Origin of the sequence: Ornithinimicrobium kibberense (genome assembly GCF_006519705.1) — a bacterium.
Lineage (GTDB): Bacteria > Actinomycetota > Actinomycetes > Actinomycetales > Dermatophilaceae > Ornithinicoccus > Ornithinicoccus kibberensis.
The window spans coordinates 223,552-239,520 of record NZ_VFXM01000003.1; the positions used below are offsets into that span (position 1 = coordinate 223,552).

General features: G+C 71.4%; 19 protein-coding genes. 9 read left to right on the forward strand and 10 right to left on the reverse strand.

Going from position 1 to position 15,969, the window contains the following annotated elements; translation table 11 throughout:
• Nucleotides 1–6 precede the first annotated feature (6 nt).
• Nucleotides 7–1,218: a fumarylacetoacetase gene (fahA, locus tag FJR00_RS03905; protein WP_141337532.1), complete on the forward strand. Its 1,212-nt coding sequence runs from the start codon at nt 7–9 to the stop codon at nt 1,216–1,218.
• Between the two features lie 6 nt (nt 1,219–1,224).
• Here the strand turns inward: fahA and FJR00_RS03910 are convergent, their stop codons facing one another.
• Nucleotides 1,225–2,028 carry an RDD family protein gene (locus FJR00_RS03910; RefSeq protein ID WP_141337533.1) on the reverse strand — a complete coding sequence of 268 codons (804 nt, stop codon included), beginning with the start codon at nt 2,026–2,028 and terminating at the stop codon, nt 1,225–1,227.
• A 22-nt stretch (nt 2,029–2,050) separates the two neighbouring features.
• A complete protein-coding gene (gene hppD / locus FJR00_RS03915) occupies nt 2,051–3,271 on the reverse strand; it encodes a 4-hydroxyphenylpyruvate dioxygenase (protein WP_141337534.1) in 1,221 nt (406 codons plus the stop codon).
• Between the two features lie 107 nt (nt 3,272–3,378).
• On the opposite strand from hppD, the gene FJR00_RS03920 reads away from it, so the two are divergent.
• Complete coding sequence (locus FJR00_RS03920; RefSeq protein ID WP_141337535.1) at nt 3,379–3,840, forward strand: Lrp/AsnC family transcriptional regulator; 462 nt, start codon at nt 3,379–3,381, stop codon at nt 3,838–3,840.
• On the opposite strand, the gene FJR00_RS03925 is transcribed toward FJR00_RS03920, so the two are convergent.
• The 6 genes from FJR00_RS03925 to FJR00_RS03950 form a co-directional block, all read right to left on the reverse strand.
• The gene (locus FJR00_RS03925) at nt 3,813–5,498 is read right to left on the reverse strand and encodes an ABC1 kinase family protein (protein ID WP_181409477.1); all 1,686 of its coding nucleotides are present in this window, start codon (nt 5,496–5,498) and stop codon (nt 3,813–3,815) included. The genes FJR00_RS03920 and FJR00_RS03925 overlap by 28 nt on opposite strands.
• 57 nt (nt 5,499–5,555) lie before the next feature.
• Nucleotides 5,556–7,307 (reverse strand): DEAD/DEAH box helicase, encoded by a 1,752-nt coding sequence (locus tag FJR00_RS03930; protein WP_141337536.1) that lies wholly within the window; start codon nt 7,305–7,307, stop codon nt 5,556–5,558.
• A gap of 92 nt (nt 7,308–7,399) precedes the next feature.
• Nucleotides 7,400–7,741: a DUF3039 domain-containing protein gene (locus FJR00_RS03935; RefSeq protein WP_075958460.1), complete on the reverse strand. Its 342-nt coding sequence runs from the start codon at nt 7,739–7,741 to the stop codon at nt 7,400–7,402.
• A gap of 52 nt (nt 7,742–7,793) precedes the next feature.
• Nucleotides 7,794–8,390 carry a YqgE/AlgH family protein gene (locus FJR00_RS03940; RefSeq protein ID WP_083664175.1) on the reverse strand — a complete coding sequence of 199 codons (597 nt, stop codon included), beginning with the start codon at nt 8,388–8,390 and terminating at the stop codon, nt 7,794–7,796.
• A gap of 19 nt (nt 8,391–8,409) precedes the next feature.
• Nucleotides 8,410–8,718 (reverse strand): hypothetical protein, encoded by a 309-nt coding sequence (locus tag FJR00_RS03945; protein WP_075958461.1) that lies wholly within the window; start codon nt 8,716–8,718, stop codon nt 8,410–8,412.
• Between the two features lie 65 nt (nt 8,719–8,783).
• The gene (locus tag FJR00_RS03950; RefSeq protein ID WP_075958462.1) at nt 8,784–10,202 is read right to left on the reverse strand and encodes an NAD-dependent malic enzyme; all 1,419 of its coding nucleotides are present in this window, start codon (nt 10,200–10,202) and stop codon (nt 8,784–8,786) included.
• 121 nt (nt 10,203–10,323) lie between these two features.
• Between FJR00_RS03950 and FJR00_RS03955 the strand changes: the two genes are divergently transcribed.
• Together FJR00_RS03955 and trxA are read left to right on the forward strand one after the other, a co-directional pair.
• The gene (locus FJR00_RS03955; RefSeq protein WP_141337537.1) at nt 10,324–11,307 is read left to right on the forward strand and encodes a YihY/virulence factor BrkB family protein; all 984 of its coding nucleotides are present in this window, start codon (nt 10,324–10,326) and stop codon (nt 11,305–11,307) included.
• A 46-nt stretch (nt 11,308–11,353) separates the two neighbouring features.
• Entirely contained in the window at nt 11,354–11,719 is a 366-nt protein-coding gene (trxA, locus tag FJR00_RS03960; protein WP_075958464.1) for a thioredoxin, read from the forward strand.
• A gap of 101 nt (nt 11,720–11,820) precedes the next feature.
• Here trxA and FJR00_RS16485 read toward each other — a convergent pair whose 3' ends face one another.
• Together FJR00_RS16485 and FJR00_RS03970 are read right to left on the reverse strand one after the other, a co-directional pair.
• The gene (locus tag FJR00_RS16485) at nt 11,821–12,765 is read right to left on the reverse strand and encodes a cold-shock protein (protein ID WP_141337538.1); all 945 of its coding nucleotides are present in this window, start codon (nt 12,763–12,765) and stop codon (nt 11,821–11,823) included.
• A 2-nt stretch (nt 12,766–12,767) separates the two neighbouring features.
• Complete coding sequence (locus FJR00_RS03970; protein ID WP_141337539.1) at nt 12,768–13,457, reverse strand: GNAT family N-acetyltransferase; 690 nt, start codon at nt 13,455–13,457, stop codon at nt 12,768–12,770.
• 335 nt (nt 13,458–13,792) lie between these two features.
• On the opposite strand from FJR00_RS03970, the gene FJR00_RS03975 reads away from it, so the two are divergent.
• The 5 genes from FJR00_RS03975 (at nt 13,793) to FJR00_RS03995 (ending at nt 15,789) form a co-directional block, all read left to right on the forward strand.
• On the forward strand, nt 13,793–14,074 hold the full coding sequence (locus FJR00_RS03975) for a type II toxin-antitoxin system RelE/ParE family toxin (RefSeq protein WP_075958465.1): 282 nt from the start codon (nt 13,793–13,795) through the stop codon (nt 14,072–14,074).
• A 16-nt stretch (nt 14,075–14,090) separates the two neighbouring features.
• Entirely contained in the window at nt 14,091–14,387 is a 297-nt protein-coding gene (locus tag FJR00_RS03980; protein ID WP_075958466.1) for a HigA family addiction module antitoxin, read from the forward strand.
• A 438-nt stretch (nt 14,388–14,825) separates the two neighbouring features.
• Nucleotides 14,826–15,230 (forward strand): hypothetical protein, encoded by a 405-nt coding sequence (locus FJR00_RS03985; RefSeq protein WP_141337540.1) that lies wholly within the window; start codon nt 14,826–14,828, stop codon nt 15,228–15,230.
• Nucleotides 15,223–15,426, forward strand: a complete 204-nt coding sequence (locus FJR00_RS03990) for a helix-turn-helix transcriptional regulator (protein ID WP_238330284.1) — start codon at nt 15,223–15,225, stop codon at nt 15,424–15,426. The genes FJR00_RS03985 and FJR00_RS03990 overlap by 8 nt, the downstream gene beginning before the upstream one ends.
• 174 nt (nt 15,427–15,600) lie before the next feature.
• The gene (locus FJR00_RS03995; RefSeq protein WP_141337541.1) at nt 15,601–15,789 is read left to right on the forward strand and encodes a hypothetical protein; all 189 of its coding nucleotides are present in this window, start codon (nt 15,601–15,603) and stop codon (nt 15,787–15,789) included.
• Nucleotides 15,790–15,969: the final 180 nt, after the last annotated feature.

Consider the following 15,969-nt stretch of genomic DNA (forward strand, 5'->3'; position numbering starts at 1 on the left):
GAACCCATGAGCACCTCCCCCCTCGACCTGCCCGCCGACCACCCCTACGGTCCGCACCACCTGCCCTACGGCGCGGTGGCCCGTGACGGGGACGAGCCCTGGCTGGCGGTCCGGGTGGGCGACTCCGCCCTGGACCTGGCCTCGGCCACCCGCGGCACGCCGTGGGCGGAGGCGTTGGCCGGGCCGGTGCTCAACCCCTTCCTCGACCTGGGGCCCGCGGCGTGGTCCGCGCTCCGGTCCTGGCTGCAGGCCCGGCTCGCCGAGAAGGAGGGACGGGAGCGGCTCGCGCCGCACGTGCACCCGCTCGAGGAGCTGGTTTCTCACCTGCCCGTGGCCGTGGCGGACTACGTGGACTTCTACGCCGGCGAGCACCACGCGACCAACGTGGGACGGATCTTCCGGCCGGACGGGGAGCCGCTCACCCCGAACTGGAAGCACCTGCCCATCGGCTACCACGGCCGCTCCTCCACCGTCGTCGTCAGCGGCACCGACGTGGTGCGCCCGCGGGGGCAGCGCAAGGGCAAGGACGACCCGGCCCCGGTCTTCGGCCCCTCCGTGCGCCTGGACATCGAGGCGGAGCTGGCGTTCGTCGTCGGCGGTGCCACCGCCCTGGGCACGAGCGTCCCGGTCGACCAGGCCGCCGACCACCTGTTCGGGGTCGCCCTGTTCAACGACTGGTCTGCCCGCGACGTGCAGGCGTGGGAGTACGTCCCGCTGGGCCCCTTCCTGGGCAAGTCCTTCGCCTCGTCGATGGGCGCGTGGATCACCCCTCTGGCCGCCCTCGAGAAGGCCCGCGTCCCGCTGCCCGGGCAGGACCCCGAGCCACTGCCCTACCTCAGGGGGCGGGCCGAGCACCTCTTCGGGCTGGACCTGACGATGGAGGTCCGGCTCAACGGCACGCTCGTGGCCCGCCCGCCCTACCGCGCCATGTACTGGTCCCCCACCCAGATGCTGGCCCACCTGACGGTCAACGGGGCCAGCCTTCGCAGCGGCGACGTGTTCGCCTCGGGCACCGTCTCGGGCGCGGAGCCGCACGAGCGGGGCTCCCTGCTGGAGCTGACGTGGAACGGCACCCGGCCGCTGACGCTGGACGACGGCTCGACCCGGACCTTCCTCGAGGACGGCGACACCGTGACCATCACCGCCACCGCGCCCGGCCCGGGAGGAAGCGTCCTGCGGCTGGCCGAGGTCACGGGGACGGTGCTGCCGTCCCCGTGAGGGCGGTCAGCGGTTGCGGACCACGTTGGTCCGGGCCGCCTTGTCGTGGAGCGCCTGGCGCTTGCCGTCCCACAGCGGCCACAGCCCGTTGAGCAGCATGAAGATCTGGCCGAACCCGTTGATCGCCGAGGGCCCCTGCCAGACCAGCCCCCGGATCGCCGCCGCGCCCCAGGGCAGCTGCCCCGGCGTCTCGCGCATCCGCACGCGCAGCCCGGTGACGAGCTTGCCGACGGTGGCACCGACGAGGCGGAGCATGAGGATCTCGTAGGCCAGGCCGACGACCAGGCTGACCAGGCTGACCCGCATCAGGCCCGAGGCCAGCCCCTCGGGCACGTCCAGCGCCGAGGCCGGGTCGGCGGTGGTGATCCAGGTCGTGTAGTCCTCCAGCAGGGTCGGGTCGACCAGCGGCAGGATGACGAAGCCCGTCACCAGGCTCAGCAGGATCCCGTCGACGATCCGGGCCAGCAACCGCATCCCCCAGCCGGCCAGCGGCTGGCCGTCAGGGGTGGTGTCCCGGCGCTGCGGCTGCTGCCCCCACGGGTCGTCCGCACCCGGCATGGGGGCCGACCACTGGCCCTGCTGCTGGCCGCCCCACCGGCCCTGCTCCTGGCCGCCGGAGGGGCCCTGCCCGCCCCAGACCTGGGCCGGCTGGTCCGCCGGCCCAGGCTCGTGGTGGCCGCCGCCCTGCCCGGCCTGGTCCAGGCCGGGCATGCGCTTGGGGCTGGTGTGGTGGCTCCACTGCACCCCGTCCCAGTAACGGAGGTTCTGGTCGTCCTGCGGGTCGTCGTACCACCCTGGCTGTTGGCTCATGGCCCCAGGGTGCCACGTCGGGTCACAGGTTCCCGCGCGTGGCCTGCTCCCGCTCGATGGCCTCGAAGAGCGCCTTGAAGTTGCCCTTGCCGAAACCGAGCGACCCGTGCCGCTCGATGAGCTCGAAGAACACCGTAGGCCGGTCCTGCACCGGGCGGGTGAAGATCTGCAGCAGGTAGCCGTCCTCGTCCCGGTCGACGAGGATCCCCCGGGACTGCAGCTCCTCGATCGGCACCCGCACCTCGCCGATGCGGCCGCGCAGCTCGGGGTCCTCGTAGTAGGAGTCCGGCGTCTGCAGGAACTCGATCCCGTTGGCGCGCATGTGGTCCACCGTGGAGAGGATGTCGTTCGTCGCCAGGGCCAGGTGCTGGGCCCCGGGGCCCTGGTAGAACTCCAGGTACTCGTCGATCTGAGACTTCTTCTTGCCCACGGCCGGCTCGTTGAGCGGGAACTTGACCCGGTGGTTGCCGTTGGCCACGACCTTGCTCATCAGGGCCGAGTAGTCGGTGGCGATGTCGTCGCCGATGAACTCGGCCATGTTCACAAAACCCATGACCTTGTTGTAGAACTCGACCCACTCGTCCATCCGGCCCAGCTCCACGTTGCCGACGATGTGGTCCAGCGCCTGGAACAGCCGCTTGGGCTCCCCGTCCCGCTTGACGTAGGTGGAGCTGCGCTCGACGTACCCGGGCAGGTAGGGGCCGGTGTACCCGTACCCCTCCCCCTTGCGCTGCACGAGGGTGTGCCGCGTCTCGCCGTAGGTGGCGATCGCGGCGACGCGCACGGTGCCGTGCTCGTCCTCGAGGTCCTCGGGCTCCTGCAGGACGGTGGCCCCGATGCTCCGGGCGTGCGCGATGCAGCGGTCGACGTCCGGCACCTCCAGGGAGATGTCCACCACGCCGTCGCCGTGCCGGCGCACGTGCTCGTGCAGCGGGCTCTCCGGGTCGACCCCGCCCTTGACGACGAAGCGGATGGAGCCGGACTTCAGGACGAACGCCTTGTGGTCCCGGTTGCCGGTCTCCGGCCCGGAGTAGCCGATGAGCTCCATCCCGAAGGCGGACTGGTAGAAGTGCGCGGTCTGGGTGGCGTTGCCCACGACGAAGTGGATGGAGTCCCACCCGGTCACCGGGAAGACGTCGGTGGTCTCGTCGTAGGGCACCAGCCCCACGAGCTGCTTGAGCTGGTCGAGCTCGAGGTGGGCCTCGCGCTCCTGGTCGGTCAAACGGACGTCGGTGTCGGTCATGGTCAGAGGGTGCCGGGAAGGGGTATGTCGTGCAAGGAACCACGGTGCGGGTGGACGATCTGTCCACCTTCAGGGCCGATCCGCTCGGCATCCTGCACACTGTGACCATGACGAACCCGGTCGACGAGCTGGACGCCCGCCTGCTGACCCTCCTCGAGGAGGACCCCCACGTGGGGGTGCTGGGGGCCTCCCGCCGGCTGGGGGTCGCCCGGGGCACGGTCCAGAGCCGGCTGGACAAGCTCGTGGCCCGCGGGGTGATCCGCAGCTTCGCCCCGCAGCTGGACCCGGCGGCGCTGGGCTACCCGGTCATGGCGTTCTGCACCCTGGAGATCCGTCAGGGCACCGGCGGAGGACCGGTCGTCGAGCACGTCGCGGCCATCCCCGAGGTGCTGGAGGCGCACACGATCACCGGGTCCGGGGACCTGATGATCCGCGTGGTCGCCCGGGACAACGCGGACCTGCAGCGCGTCATCGACCTCGTCGTGGCCCACGAGATGGTGGAGCGGTCCTCGACGGTGATCTGCCTGTCGACCCGGGTCCCCTACCGGACCTCGCCGCTGGTCCCCTGACGGCCCCGACGGGCGTCCCGCCGGTCGGTGACGACCGTGTGGCCGACGAGCACGAGCCCCGCGACCGCGGCGACGACGAAGAAGACGATGGCCACGGCCGGGTAGCCGAAGATCGTCCACGCGGCCTCCACCCCCATCATCAACGCCGCGCCGACGATGATGGCCGAGAGCACCATGCCCACGACGACGCGGGTGGTCAGGTGCTGGGCGACCCGCAGCACCCGCTGCTCGTCGAAGGCGTCGACGCGCACCGTCAGCTCCCCGTCCACGAGGGCGTCCATGATCCGGTTGGCCCGCCGCGGCAGCTGGGAGGTGAACTCCTTGGCCTCGATCGCGGCGGCCATCACCGAGCCGGGCGAGACCGACATCCCGCCACGCAGGATCTGGTCGATGTTGCGGCGGACCGCGGCCGCGGGGGAGAAGGAGGGGTCCAGGTGCCGGGTGGCCTGGTCGAGGTTCAGCAGCGCCTTACCGATCATGGCCATCTCGGGAGGAGGTCGCAGCCCGTGGCGCCCGGAGAGCCGGGACAGCTCGACCATGACGCCGCCGGTGTCCAGCTCCTCCCCCGCGCCGACGGCCGAGGACACGAGGTGGCTGACGTCGTCCCGGAACCGGGCGGCGTCGTAGTCGGCCAGCGGGTGCCCCATGCCGGCCAGCACCCGGGCGGCCTCCTCCCCGTCGCCGTCGGAGACCGCGATGAGGAGCTTGACCACCTGGTCCTGGACCCTTCTGGGCACGGTGGCCACCATGCCGAGGTCGATGAGGGCCAGCCGGCCGTCGGCGGTGAGGATCATGTTGCCCGGGTGGGGGTCCGCGTGCAGCAGGCCCTCCTCGAGGATCATCCGCAGGTAGGCCCGGAACAGCTCCTCGCTGATGGGGGCACCGTCGACCTCCAGCATGCCCACGCCGCCGGTGTCGGTGACCTTGCGGCCCTCGACGAACTCCATCGTCAGCACCCGGGAGGTGGTGTAGTCCTCCAGCGGGGCCGGCACGAGCAGGTGCTCGTAGCCGGCGGTGAGCTCGGCGAAGGTCCGCAGGTTGCGGGCCTCCTGGCGGTAGTCCAGCTCGCCGGTGAGCGACCGGCGGAACTGCTCGAGCAGGTCCTGGGCGCCGAACCGGCGCCCGAGGTCGGTGTGCCGGTCGGCGGCCCGCGCCAGCCTGGACAGCACCTCCATGTCCCCGGCGACCACCTCGCGCACGTCCGGGCGCTGGACCTTGACGACGACCTCCCGCCCGCTGCGCGTGCGGGCCCGGTGCACCTGGCCCAGGGAGGCCGCGGCCAGGGGCTCGGTGTCGAAGCGCTCGAACAGGTGGCGGATCCGTGCCCCCAGCTCCTCCTCGACGATCGCCACCGCCTGCTCGCCGGGGAAGGGCTCGACCCGGTCCTGGAGCCGGGCGAGGGCCTGCGTCCAGGCCGGCGGGAGGAGGTCGTGCCGGGTGGAGAGCAGCTGGCCGAGCTTGATCCAGGTCGGCCCCATGGCCTCCAGGTCGGCGGCGAAGGACTCCGCGGTGGCCTCGTCCCCCCGGTCGACGGCCGGGTCGACGCTGTCGGGGTCCCCCAGTCCGCTCGCCGTGACGAGGTCCGAGCGTCCGTAGCGGACGAGCAGCCTCACCAGGTCGCGGTAGCGGCTCAGCGAACCGGTCTGCTCGTCGGGCACGGGGCGTCTCCTTCGGGTCAGGGCGAGCGCCACCCTAGTGGGTGGTCGCCGGCGGCCTCAGCGGCGCCCGACGAACCACCGGCGGATCGTCTCGATCCGCGAGGACACCTGCTCGCTGCTGGCGGTGGCCAGCTCGGGCCCGCCGCAGGTGCGGCGCAGCTCGGCGTGCACGACGGCGTGGGGCCGGCCGGACTTCTGCGCGTAGGCGGACACCAGCTTGTTGAGCTCCTTGCGCTGCTCGGCCAGCGCCCGGTGCGCGGAGACGGCGCGCGCCCGCTCCTGGCCGCCGCCCCGGGTGACCTGCTTCTTCTGCCGCTCGCGCAGCACGTGGGCGACCTGGTCGGGCTCCAGCAGTCCCGGCAGGCCCAGGTACTCCTCCTCGTCGTCCGACCCCGGCAGGCCGCCGAGCCCGAACTGCTCGGCGTCGAAGAGGACGTGGTCGAACTCGGCCGCCGAGTGCAACGCCTCGAAGGACCCCTCGAGCTCGTCGCTGGCCCCCTCGGCGGCGTTGGCCTGGGCCACCAGCTGGTCCTCGGGCGCCCACACGTCCTCGTCCTCGCCGGTGGGCCGACGGTTGAGCACGTGGTCGCGCTCGAGCTCCATGCTGCCCGCGTGCTGGAGGATCAGCGGCACGCTGGGCAGGAAGATCGAGGCCGTCTCCCCCCGACGTCGGGCACGGACGAACCGGCCCACGGCCTGGGCGAAGAACAGCGGCGTGGAGGTGGAGGTCGCGTAGACGCCCACGCACAGCCGAGGCACGTCCACCCCCTCGGAGACCATCCGCACCGCGACCATCCAGCGCGAGGCGCCCTCGGCAAACTCCTCGATCCGGCCCGAGGCACCGCTGTCGTCCGAGAGGACCACGGTGGGCCGCTCCCCCGTGAGCTCGTGCAGCTGCCGCGCGTAGGCCCGGGCCGAGCTCTGGTCCGTGGCGATGACCAGCCCGCCGGCGTCCTCGACGTGCCGCCGGACCTCGGAGAGCCGCTTGTCGGCGGCGGCCAGCACCGAGGGCACCCAGTCGCCGGCCGGGTCGAGCGCGGTCCGCCACGCCTGCTTGCTGACGTCCTTGGTCATCGGCTCCCCGAGCCGGGCCTCCAGCTCGTCGCCCACCCGGGTGCGCCAGCGCATCGTGCCCCCGTAGGCCAGGAACAGCACCGGGCGCACGACCCCGTCCCGGAGCGCGTCGGCATACCCGTAGGTGTAGTCGGCGCTGGAGCGCAGCTCGCCCCCGTGGTCCATCTCGTAGCGCACGAACGGGATGGCGGCGGTGTCGGAGCGGAAGGGGGTGCCGGTCAGGGCGAGGCGCCGGGTGGCCGGCTCGAAGGCCTCGCGGATCGCCTCGCCCCAGGACAGCGCGTCGCCGCCGTGGTGGACCTCGTCGAGGATGACCAGGGTGCGGGCGGCCTCGGTGCGGGAACGGTGCAGGAGGGGCTTGCTGGCCACGCCGGCGTAGGTCACCGCCACCCCGTCGTAGTCGGCGCCGTGCCGGCCCTGGGCGTTGGCGAAGCGGGGGTCGATCCGGATGCCGACCTTCGCGGCGGCCTCGGCCCACTGGACCTTGAGGTGCTCGGTCGGGGCGACGACGGTGACGCGGGAGATCTCCCCGCGGTCCAGCAGCTCGGTGGCCACCCGCAGCGCGAAGGTCGTCTTCCCGGCGCCCGGCGTGGCCACGGCCAGGAAGTCACGGGGCCGCTCGGCCAGGTAGCGCTCCAAGGCCGCGGCCTGCCAGGCGCGCAGCTTGTTGGCGGTTCCCCAGGCGGCCCGCTCCGGGTAGGCGGGGGGCAGGTGGGACGCGGCGGAGGTCGACATGGCCGACCCAGGATAGGTGGTCCCGGGGACAGACTCACCCGTCCCGGCGCGCCCGCGGGGACCGCCTCAGCCGTGGTATGGCGTGTCGCGCCTCAGTCCCCCGCGCCGCCGGAGTCCTTGCCGCCCCCGCCGTCCTGCGGGTCACGCAGACCGTCGTAGATCTCCTTGCACATCGGGCAGACCGGGAACTTCTCCGGGTCGCGCCCGGGGACCCACACCTTGCCGCAGAGCGCGATGACGGGGTTGCCGGTCATCGCGCTCTCCAGGATCTTCTCCTTGCGCACGAAGTGGGCGAAGCGCTCGTGGTCGCCGGGTTCGGAGAGCCGTGGGTCGGCGCTGGTGTCGGTCCGTTCCAGCACCGCGGTCTGCGTCTGCGGTCCGGAGGGCGCCTCGGGGGTGTCGAGCGGCTGGTCGGAGCTGGTCACGGTCGCCATGCGGCCAGTCTATGACCGGAGCCGCTCCGCCGGGAGGTCTCGGTGGTGCCGCTCAGTTGGTCTCCGGCACGTCGGTCCACGTGGTGACGAAGGCCATGCTGCTGCGCTGCCGCAGGAGCACCTCCCGCCACAGGCCGGCGACGTCCTCGTGGAAGGGGTCGCGCGGTTCCCGGGGGACGACGTACCAGGCCCCCCGGCGCAGCTCGGACTCCACCTGTCCGGCGGCCCAGCCGGAGTATCCGACGAAGATGCGGAACGCCCCCAGCTCGGGCACCACGAGAGGCGCGGGGGCGTCGAGGTCCACCAGGCCGATCCCGCCGAAGAGCAGCTGGGTCCCCAGGGGCGGGTCGTGCGGGTCGTGCCCCGGGACGCTCACCAGCCCCATGGCGGTGTCCGGCCCGACCGGCCCGCCCCGGAAGAGCACGCCGGGTGCGGTGACGAAGGGCTGCCACTGCGGCAGGACCGCCTCGACCCGGGCGTCCATCGGGCGGTTGAGGATGAGCCCGTGGGCGCCGTCGGCGTCGTGGTGCAGGACGAGCACGACGGCCCGCTCGAAGACGTCACCGGTCAGCGGGGTCGCCACGAGCAGGGACCCAGTCAGGTCCTGCCCGTCGGCGCGGCCCGGGCCTCGCGCCCCCGGCTCACTCACGCCGTCCCCTCGCGCGTCCTCATACCTCCATCTTGGCCCAGGACCGTGCCAGCCCGCGCGCCACGACGACCCCGACCGCGACACCCACGAGGTTGGCGGCGGCGTCCCAGGGGTCCGTCATCCGGCCGGGGGCCACCCAGGACTGGACCGGCTCGGCGACGAGGGCGTGCAGGACGAGGACCGGCACCAGCCACCGGGCGCCGAGCAGCCACGCCAGGGCCGTCGGCCCGGCGAAGGCGAGCAGATGGCCCACCTTGTCGCTGCCGTCGGGGCCCTCCGGCCCGGGGACCGATGCGGAGTAGAGCCCGACCACCTGGACGGCGAGCATGACGAGCAGGGCGACCCAGCCCAGCAGCCGGACCGGGTCCTGGGCCGCTCCCCCGCCCGGTGCGCTCAGGAGCCCTCCCCCGCCCGGCGGTCCCGCGCGGCCTGCTCGACGGCCCGGGCCACCGCCGTCGTCGCGGCCGTGTTGAACACGCTCGGGATGATGTAGGTGGGGTTGAGCTCCTCGGGGGTGACGACGTCGGCGAGGGCCGAGGCCGCGGCGAGCAGCATCTCGTCGTCGACGTGGTCGCTCTGCGCGTCGAGGAGGCCGCGGAAGACACCCGGGAAGACCAGCACGTTGTTGATCTGGTTGGCGAAGTCGCTGCGGCCGGTCGCCACGACCGTCGCGTGCCGGCCGGCCTCGACCGGGTCGACCTCGGGCACCGGGTTGGCCATGGCGAAGACGACGGCGTCCTCGTTCATCTGCGCGATGTCCTCGCCGGTGAGGATGTTGCCGGCGGACACGCCGATGAAGACGTCCGCCCCGACGAGGGCGTCCTTGAGGGTGCCGGTCTCCATGGCCCGGTTGGTCTGGCTGGCGATCCAGGCCAGGTTGCCGTTGGTGCCGCGCATGACGTCGGCACGGCGGGAGTGCACCACGCCGTCGACGTCGGCCACGACCAGGTCGGTGGCTCCGGCGAGCAGGAGCAGGCGGATGATCGCCGAACCGGCCGCGCCGGCCCCCGACATGACGATCTTGACGTCGTCGAGCTCCTTGCCGACCACCCGGAGGGCGTTCTTCAGGGCGGCCAGCGCGACGATCGCGGTGCCGTGCTGGTCGTCGTGGAAGACCGGGATGTCCAGCTCCTCGCGCAGGCGTGCCTCGATGTGGAAGCAGCGCGGGGCGGAGATGTCCTCGAGGTTGATGCCGGCGAACCCGGGGGCGAGCGCCTTGACGATGCGCACGATCTCGTCGGCGTCGTGGGCGTCCAGGCAGATGGGGAAGGCGTCGATGTCGGCGAAGCGCTTGAACAGGGCCGCCTTGCCCTCCATGACCGGCATCGCGGCCAGCGGGCCGATGTCGCCCAGGCCCAGGACGGCCGACCCGTCGGTGACGACCGCCACGGTGTTGCGCTTGATCGTCAGGCTCCGGGCGTCGGCAGGGTTCTCGGCGATCGCCTGGCAGATCTTGGCCACGCCCGGGGTGTAGACCAGGGACAGGTCGTCCCGGTTGCGGATCGGCAGCTTGGACCGCACCTCGAGCTTGCCCCCGAGGTGGGCCAGGAAGGTCCGGTCGCTGACCCGTCCGATCTCCACGCCGTCAACGCCGGCGATGGCCTCGACCACCTCGGCCGCGTGGGTGGTGCCGTGGGTGGCCACGGTCAGGTCCGCCTGGAGCCGCTCGGTGCCCGACTCGCTGATGTCCACCGCCGTGACCATCCCCCCGACGTCGGAGACCGCGGTGGTGATCTCCGAGACGGCGGTGACCCGGGCCGGGAGCTCGAGCCGGACGGTGATGGAGTTGGACACGGAGGGCACAGGGCTCATGGGGGGACATTCTTCCCTGCCGGCTCGCCCGTTCCCGCATCCGGGTCGCCGGCGGACAGAGGGCGGACGGGCACGTCGCCGGCGGCCGTGCGGTCCGGGATCCGACGGGAGAGACTGGAGCATGTCGTCAGCGCCGGACCGCGAGCCGACGTCGGCCGGTCAGGGGGCCGGTGCCGTCGACCCCCGCCAGATCCCGTGGCGCGGCTGGGGGCTCGTCCTGCGCCGGGTGCTCCGCCGGATCGGGGACGACCGCATCTCCCTGCACAGCGCCGCCGTCGCCTTCTTCGCCGTCCTCTCGGTCGCGCCCGTGCTGCTCACCGCGCTGTCGGTCTACGGAGCGGTGAACACGCCCGCCCAGGCGATGGCGCACCTCTCGGGAGCGGTCGACCTCCTTCCCCCGGCGGTGGGCGACGTGCTGGCCGACCAGCTGGTCTCCATCACGGCCGCGTCCACGCAGGTGCTCACCGTCCGTGGACTGCTCGCCGTGGCCGTCGCCCTCGGGACGGCGACGACGGCCATGACGTTCCTCATGGAGGCGCTGACCGTGGCCTACCGGGAGGAGGAGACCCGCGGGCCGCTGCGCCGGAGCGTCGTCGCCCTGACCCTCGTGCTGGGTGGCGCCGTGGTGCTCGGAGCGGTGATCAGCGCCAGCACCGTGCTGTTCCGCAACCTGTCCGGCGCCCCCGAGGTCGTCCGGTCCGTGGTGGTCGCGGGGGTCTGGGTCGGGCTGGCGCTCCTCATGGTCCTGACGCTGGCGGTGCTCTACCGCTTCGGCCCCGACCGTCGCGGCCGGGCCCGGTGGCGCTGGATCAGCGTCGGGTCCGTCTCCGCGACGGTCGCCTGGTTGATCACCTCCGCCGCGCTCTTCACCTACGTGACGAACGTCTCGAGCTACGAACGCACCTACGGCTCGCTGGCCGGGGTTGCGATCAGCATGCTCTGGCTCTGGCTCACCGTCCTGCTCGTCGTCCTCGGGGCGGCGGTCAACGCCGAGTCGGAACGACAGACCGCCCGCGACACCACGGTGGGGACCGAACGCCGTCCGGGGCGCCGGGGAGCCGTCGTGGCCGACGACGTCCCTCCCCACGCCGAGGACCCAGGGTGATCGGTGCCACGGAAGAGATCCGCCCCGTCATGACGTTGACGGTTCCATGAGCACCGTGAACCTGACCGCAGAGACCTTCGAGCAGACCGTCACCGGCAACGACATCGTGCTGGTCGACTGGTGGGCCGAGTGGTGCGGCCCGTGCAAGATGTTCGGCCCGGTCTACGACAAGGCTGCCGAGCAGCATCCCGATGTCGTCTTCGGCAAGGTCGACACCGAGGACCAGCAGGCGCTGGCCGCGGGCGCCGGCATCAGCTCGATCCCCACCCTCATGGCGTTCCGTGACGGCATGCTCGTCTTCCGCCAGCCCGGCGCCCTGCCGGCCCGCGACCTCGAGTCGGTCATCGACCAGGTCAAGAAGCTGGACATGGACGACGTGCGCGCCAAGATGGCCGAGCAGCAGAAGGCCTGAGCCGACCGGCACCTCGACGCAGAGGGACCTCCGCATCCGACAGGGTGCGGAGGTCCTTCTCATGGTCGGCGTCCTTCGTGCTGCCGGACCGCCCTCCCCGCTCACACCCTTTCGACGCGGTCGGCCTGTGGTCCTCGATCGCTCTGCCGCACCTGGTACCGGACCCGGTCGCCCGGGTGGAGCACCTCTCCGCCTCGCAGGACCGAGACGTGCACGAACAGGTCCGCGCCGCCGGTGTCGGGGGCGATGAAGCCGAACCCCCGCTCCGCGTCGTAGCGAGCGACCACTCCCTCGCCGCCGCGGGCCGGGGCCGCCGACGTCTCCCGTCGCCCCGGGCGGGCGCGTGCCGTCGACCTCGCGGGTGCGCCCCGCGGTACTGAGCTGCGCGCGAGGCGCACGTCGCGTGCCTGCAGGCCCCGCTCGCTCTCGACGACGTCATACCTCACCCGGTCCCCCTCGTCCAGCTCGGGAAGCCCGTCGGCCAGCTCCCGCACGTGGACGAAGACGTCGGGGCCGCCCGAGTCGGGGCTGATGAACCCGAAGCCCTTGCCCACGTCGTACCAGGACACCGTCCCGTCCGCCCCGTCGGAGGCCACGGCCGGCTGGGCCGCGTGGTCGTCGAGGGGAAGCAGATGATCGGCCTGCGGCCCCTTCTCCCCCTCGACGACGAGGAACGCCACCCGTTGCCCTTCCCGGACGACGCCGCCGCCCACGATGGCCGAGCTGTGCACGAAGATCTCGGCACCATCCCCGTCGGGCGTGATGAAGCCGTACCCCTTGGCAGGCTCGTACCAGGAGACGGTGCCGAGCTGGCCCACCGATACGTCGGCGGCCTGGTCGGCCGTGACCCGGACCCGGCGTGCCTGCGGCCCACGATCCCCCTCGCCGATCTCGAACTCGACCACCTGCCCCTCCCGGAGCAGCTTCCTCGTGTCGTCGCTGACGATCTCGGACGCATGCACGTACAGGTCCTCTCCCTCCTGGTCGAGGGCGATGAAGCCGAACCCCCGGTCGGCATCGAACCAGCGGACGGTTCCCTGGGTCACGGCTACTCCTTCCGAAAACTGTGGTCGGTACGCCCCTCAGTGTCCCCGACGCGTCCGCGGCGAGCAGTTCGGGCCTTGTACTGCGCCGGGACGTCGAACCCGGAAGGGGGCGGAGCTCGATGCGCAGATGAGGATGCCGCGGCGAAGCGTCGGACGTTGGCGTACAGCAGCATGTCCACCCTACGGCCGTCGATCGCCTGATGACTTCTGAGCAGGCCTTCCTGCTCGTAGCCGGCGGCCTCGGCGGTCCTCCGCGAGGCGGAGTTCCATGGCTCGATGTAGAGCTCGACACGGTGCACCTCCGGCAGCGTCCAGGCGAAGTCGGTGAGAGCCGTCAGGGCCTGGCCGGCGAGGCGCTTCCCGCGTGGGGCCGGGGCGATCGCGTAACCGGCCGTCGCCCTCCCCGTGTGGATCGACCCGACCCACAACCCGGCCTGACCCACTGCCACATCTGATTCCGCAAGCGCAACGCAGAACGAGAATCCTGCCCCGGTGGCCAGGCGATGGTGCTGACGTTCGATGTACTCCAGCGCCTGCCCCCGGTCGGCACGGACGGGCAGCGTCCCCGTCAATGGCACGTACGGGTCGGTCGCCAGATCCAAGAGCATCGGCACGTCGCCGACCGTGAAGGGCCGTAGCCGCACCGCCCCGTGCGCGGGTTGCCGAGTCGGCATCCTCAGGGGGATCTCCATGGGAAAGCCTGGACATGCCCCGGCCCCTCGAGCAACCCGTCCCTTGCCCCCTCCCCCCTGTCCAGACGCACGAAACCCCCAGATCCGCGTCCTCATGCGGAATTCTGGGGGTTGACGTGCGACAGCCGCACGACGTGAAGACACGGGAGTGGAGGTGGCGGGAATCTCCTCGTCTCTGTTCTGACCAGCACTTTTCGAGTGACCTGATCAACCTGTGTCAGATCTGTGTCAGATTTGCCCGCGTCAACGACCCCCCAGGCTCTCTCGTCATATGGTCAGCCGAAAGGTCCGCGCTCCAGCTGGCCGCACATAACGCCGGGCGTTATGCTGGGCGGGTGATCAGGTCGTTCCGGGACACTGCGACGGAGCGCCTGTGGTCTCGCCAGCGGGCCAAGGGCCTCGATCCACGGATCGAAAGGACCGCCCTGCGCAAACTGGTCATGCTGGACGCCGCCGAGACCCTCGAGGACCTCAGGGTGCCCCCGGGCAACCGACTTGAGGCACTCAAAGGCGACCGGTCCGGTCAGCACAGCATCAGGATCAACCAGCAGTGGCGAATCTGCTTCGTCTGGACCGACGCGGGCCCGCAGGACGTTGAGATCGTCGACTACCACTAGAGGAGGTGCCCCAGACATGACCAAGACCATCGCTCCGATCCACCCCGGTGAGGTACTGCTCCAAGAGTTCATCGAGCCCCTGGGCGTCACCCAGCACCATCTGGCCGTCTCGATCGGTGTGCCACCGCGGCGCATCAACGAGATCGTGCACGGCAAGCGCAGCATCACCGCGGACACTGCCCTTCGGTTGTCCCGGTACTTCGGAACCAGTGACCGGTTTTGGCTCAACCTGCAGACCCGGTACGACCTGGAGACCCGGAAAGATGTCATCGGGGCCGACCTCAACCAGATCCGCCCCCTCCAGACCGCTTAGAGACCTGGCGCCGGATGCGGCGAGGTCGCTCGTCGTGCTCACCAGCTGGGAGCTACTGACCATTTCGGCGCAGCAAGCGGATTCGTCGTAGCCAGCCCCGGGTAGAGACCGCACCGGCCACAGGGTCCGCGCCCTGCCGCGACGCCATGAGGACTCCCGCTGCTGCGCCGAGGAGGCCCTGCTCGCACTTGGCGCACACCTGCCGCCCCGTCGCCGTTCGACGCGCCTGCCCCCTGAACATTCGACCGCACTCGCCGCAGGTGAAGGTGCTCATCCCCGAACCCTACGGCGGTTCCTGTTCGATAGGCAGAGCGCGTTGCGGCAGCAATGTCTGGTTTGCCACGCGCCGCCGGCCGAACGGTTTGCGGGGCTGGACCCCGCGGGCATGGTTGACAAGTCCACTTGACAGGCCTGCGAGGTGACAAGTACGCATGACACATGAAGACTTCGCACGTCTGGCTGATCGCCGGGGCCTTCGCACTTGGAGGTCTGGTCCTGCAAGGCTGGGGGAACGCCGAGGCCGACAACCCGCTCCACGATCCGCTGGGCTCCCTCGGCATGTTGCTGGTGATCCTGCCGCTGACCCTGGCGCTGAACATCACGATGCGCCGGCGCCGGGACGCCCTGGGCGAGAGCTCACCGGACAGCGTGGAGTTCCGGGCCGCGCAGCAGGCCCGCAGCCAGGCCTACGGTGATGCCGTCATCCTCGGAACGGTTCTCTTCGCCGTCCTGGCGATCGTTGCGGACACGCTCGCGGCCCTGACGGCGATGGCTTTCGTGACGCTCGCGGTCGGAGCCTTCTGGGTCCGCTACCGCCTAGCCCGGCGAGCCTTGGGTGCCTGAGACCATCAACAGCCTTCGAGCGCTCAGAGAGTCCCGCGGCTGGAGCCAAGGGCGGCTAGCCAAGGAGCTCGGCGTCTCCCGGCAGACGATCAACGCCATCGAGACCGGGCGCTTCGACCCAAGCCTCCCGCTGGCCATGCGGCTGGCGCACACTTTCGGGCGCACGGTCGAGGAACTCTTCATCCTCAAGCAATAGAAGCTGCGACCGCCTCGCGGAACGCAGGCTGGGCTTCGAATGGCGTGCCCCCCTGAGGGACCCAGAGACGGTGTCTTCCGATCGAGCTGGAACGGAGCGACCAGCGGCATCAGAGTGACGGACAGCAGATCGACTGGCGAGGGCCACGCGGCCAGCCTGTGGCACGCTGCGTCAATGGACCCACGAGTTCTGGTCGCAGTCGCGCTGGTTGCCCTCGGGGTTGGGATAGTCCTCAATCTCGTGTTTCTGAGGAAGAACCGCAACGATGCAGCAGACGCAAAGACCCGCCCCCTGATAGGAGGAGCGTCGGTCTGCTACGGAGCGGCCGGGCTCGTACTGCTGGTCGCCGCATTCCAGTTCTAGACGGGTGTGCGAGCTGTTACACCCACGCGCCGCTCGGAGGGCCCCTCGACGGCGGCAGAGGAGTGGCCCGCGGAACACCGCGAGTCAGTGCCACCAACCGGCCCGCGGCAGATCAGCGCGTTTGCCACACCAGATGCTGGGTGGTTGCTCCTAGCATGTAGTCGTGCGGATCGAGCCGGA

Bases quoted from the DNA above. Each gene is read 5' to 3' on its own strand.
- fahA (WP_141337532.1), top strand. From the start codon at position 7: ATGAGCACCTCCCCCCTCGACCTGCCCGCCGACCACCCCTACGGTCCG.
- FJR00_RS03910 (WP_141337533.1), bottom strand. From the start codon at position 2,028: ATGAGCCAACAGCCAGGGTGGTACGACGACCCGCAGGACGACCAGAAC.
- hppD (WP_141337534.1), bottom strand. From the start codon at position 3,271: ATGACCGACACCGACGTCCGTTTGACCGACCAGGAGCGCGAGGCCCAC.
- FJR00_RS03920 (WP_141337535.1), top strand. From the start codon at position 3,379: ATGACGAACCCGGTCGACGAGCTGGACGCCCGCCTGCTGACCCTCCTC.
- FJR00_RS03930 (WP_141337536.1), bottom strand. From the start codon at position 7,307: ATGTCGACCTCCGCCGCGTCCCACCTGCCCCCCGCCTACCCGGAGCGG.
- FJR00_RS03935 (WP_075958460.1), bottom strand. From the start codon at position 7,741: ATGGCGACCGTGACCAGCTCCGACCAGCCGCTCGACACCCCCGAGGCG.
- FJR00_RS03945 (WP_075958461.1), bottom strand. From the start codon at position 8,718: ATGCTCGCCGTCCAGGTGGTCGGGCTCTACTCCGCATCGGTCCCCGGG.
- FJR00_RS03950 (WP_075958462.1), bottom strand. From the start codon at position 10,202: ATGAGCCCTGTGCCCTCCGTGTCCAACTCCATCACCGTCCGGCTCGAG.
- FJR00_RS03955 (WP_141337537.1), top strand. From the start codon at position 10,324: ATGTCGTCAGCGCCGGACCGCGAGCCGACGTCGGCCGGTCAGGGGGCC.
- trxA (WP_075958464.1), top strand. From the start codon at position 11,354: ATGAGCACCGTGAACCTGACCGCAGAGACCTTCGAGCAGACCGTCACC.
- FJR00_RS03970 (WP_141337539.1), bottom strand. From the start codon at position 13,457: ATGGAGATCCCCCTGAGGATGCCGACTCGGCAACCCGCGCACGGGGCG.
- FJR00_RS03980 (WP_075958466.1), top strand. From the start codon at position 14,091: ATGACCAAGACCATCGCTCCGATCCACCCCGGTGAGGTACTGCTCCAA.
- FJR00_RS03985 (WP_141337540.1), top strand. From the start codon at position 14,826: ATGAAGACTTCGCACGTCTGGCTGATCGCCGGGGCCTTCGCACTTGGA.
- FJR00_RS03995 (WP_141337541.1), top strand. From the start codon at position 15,601: ATGGACCCACGAGTTCTGGTCGCAGTCGCGCTGGTTGCCCTCGGGGTT.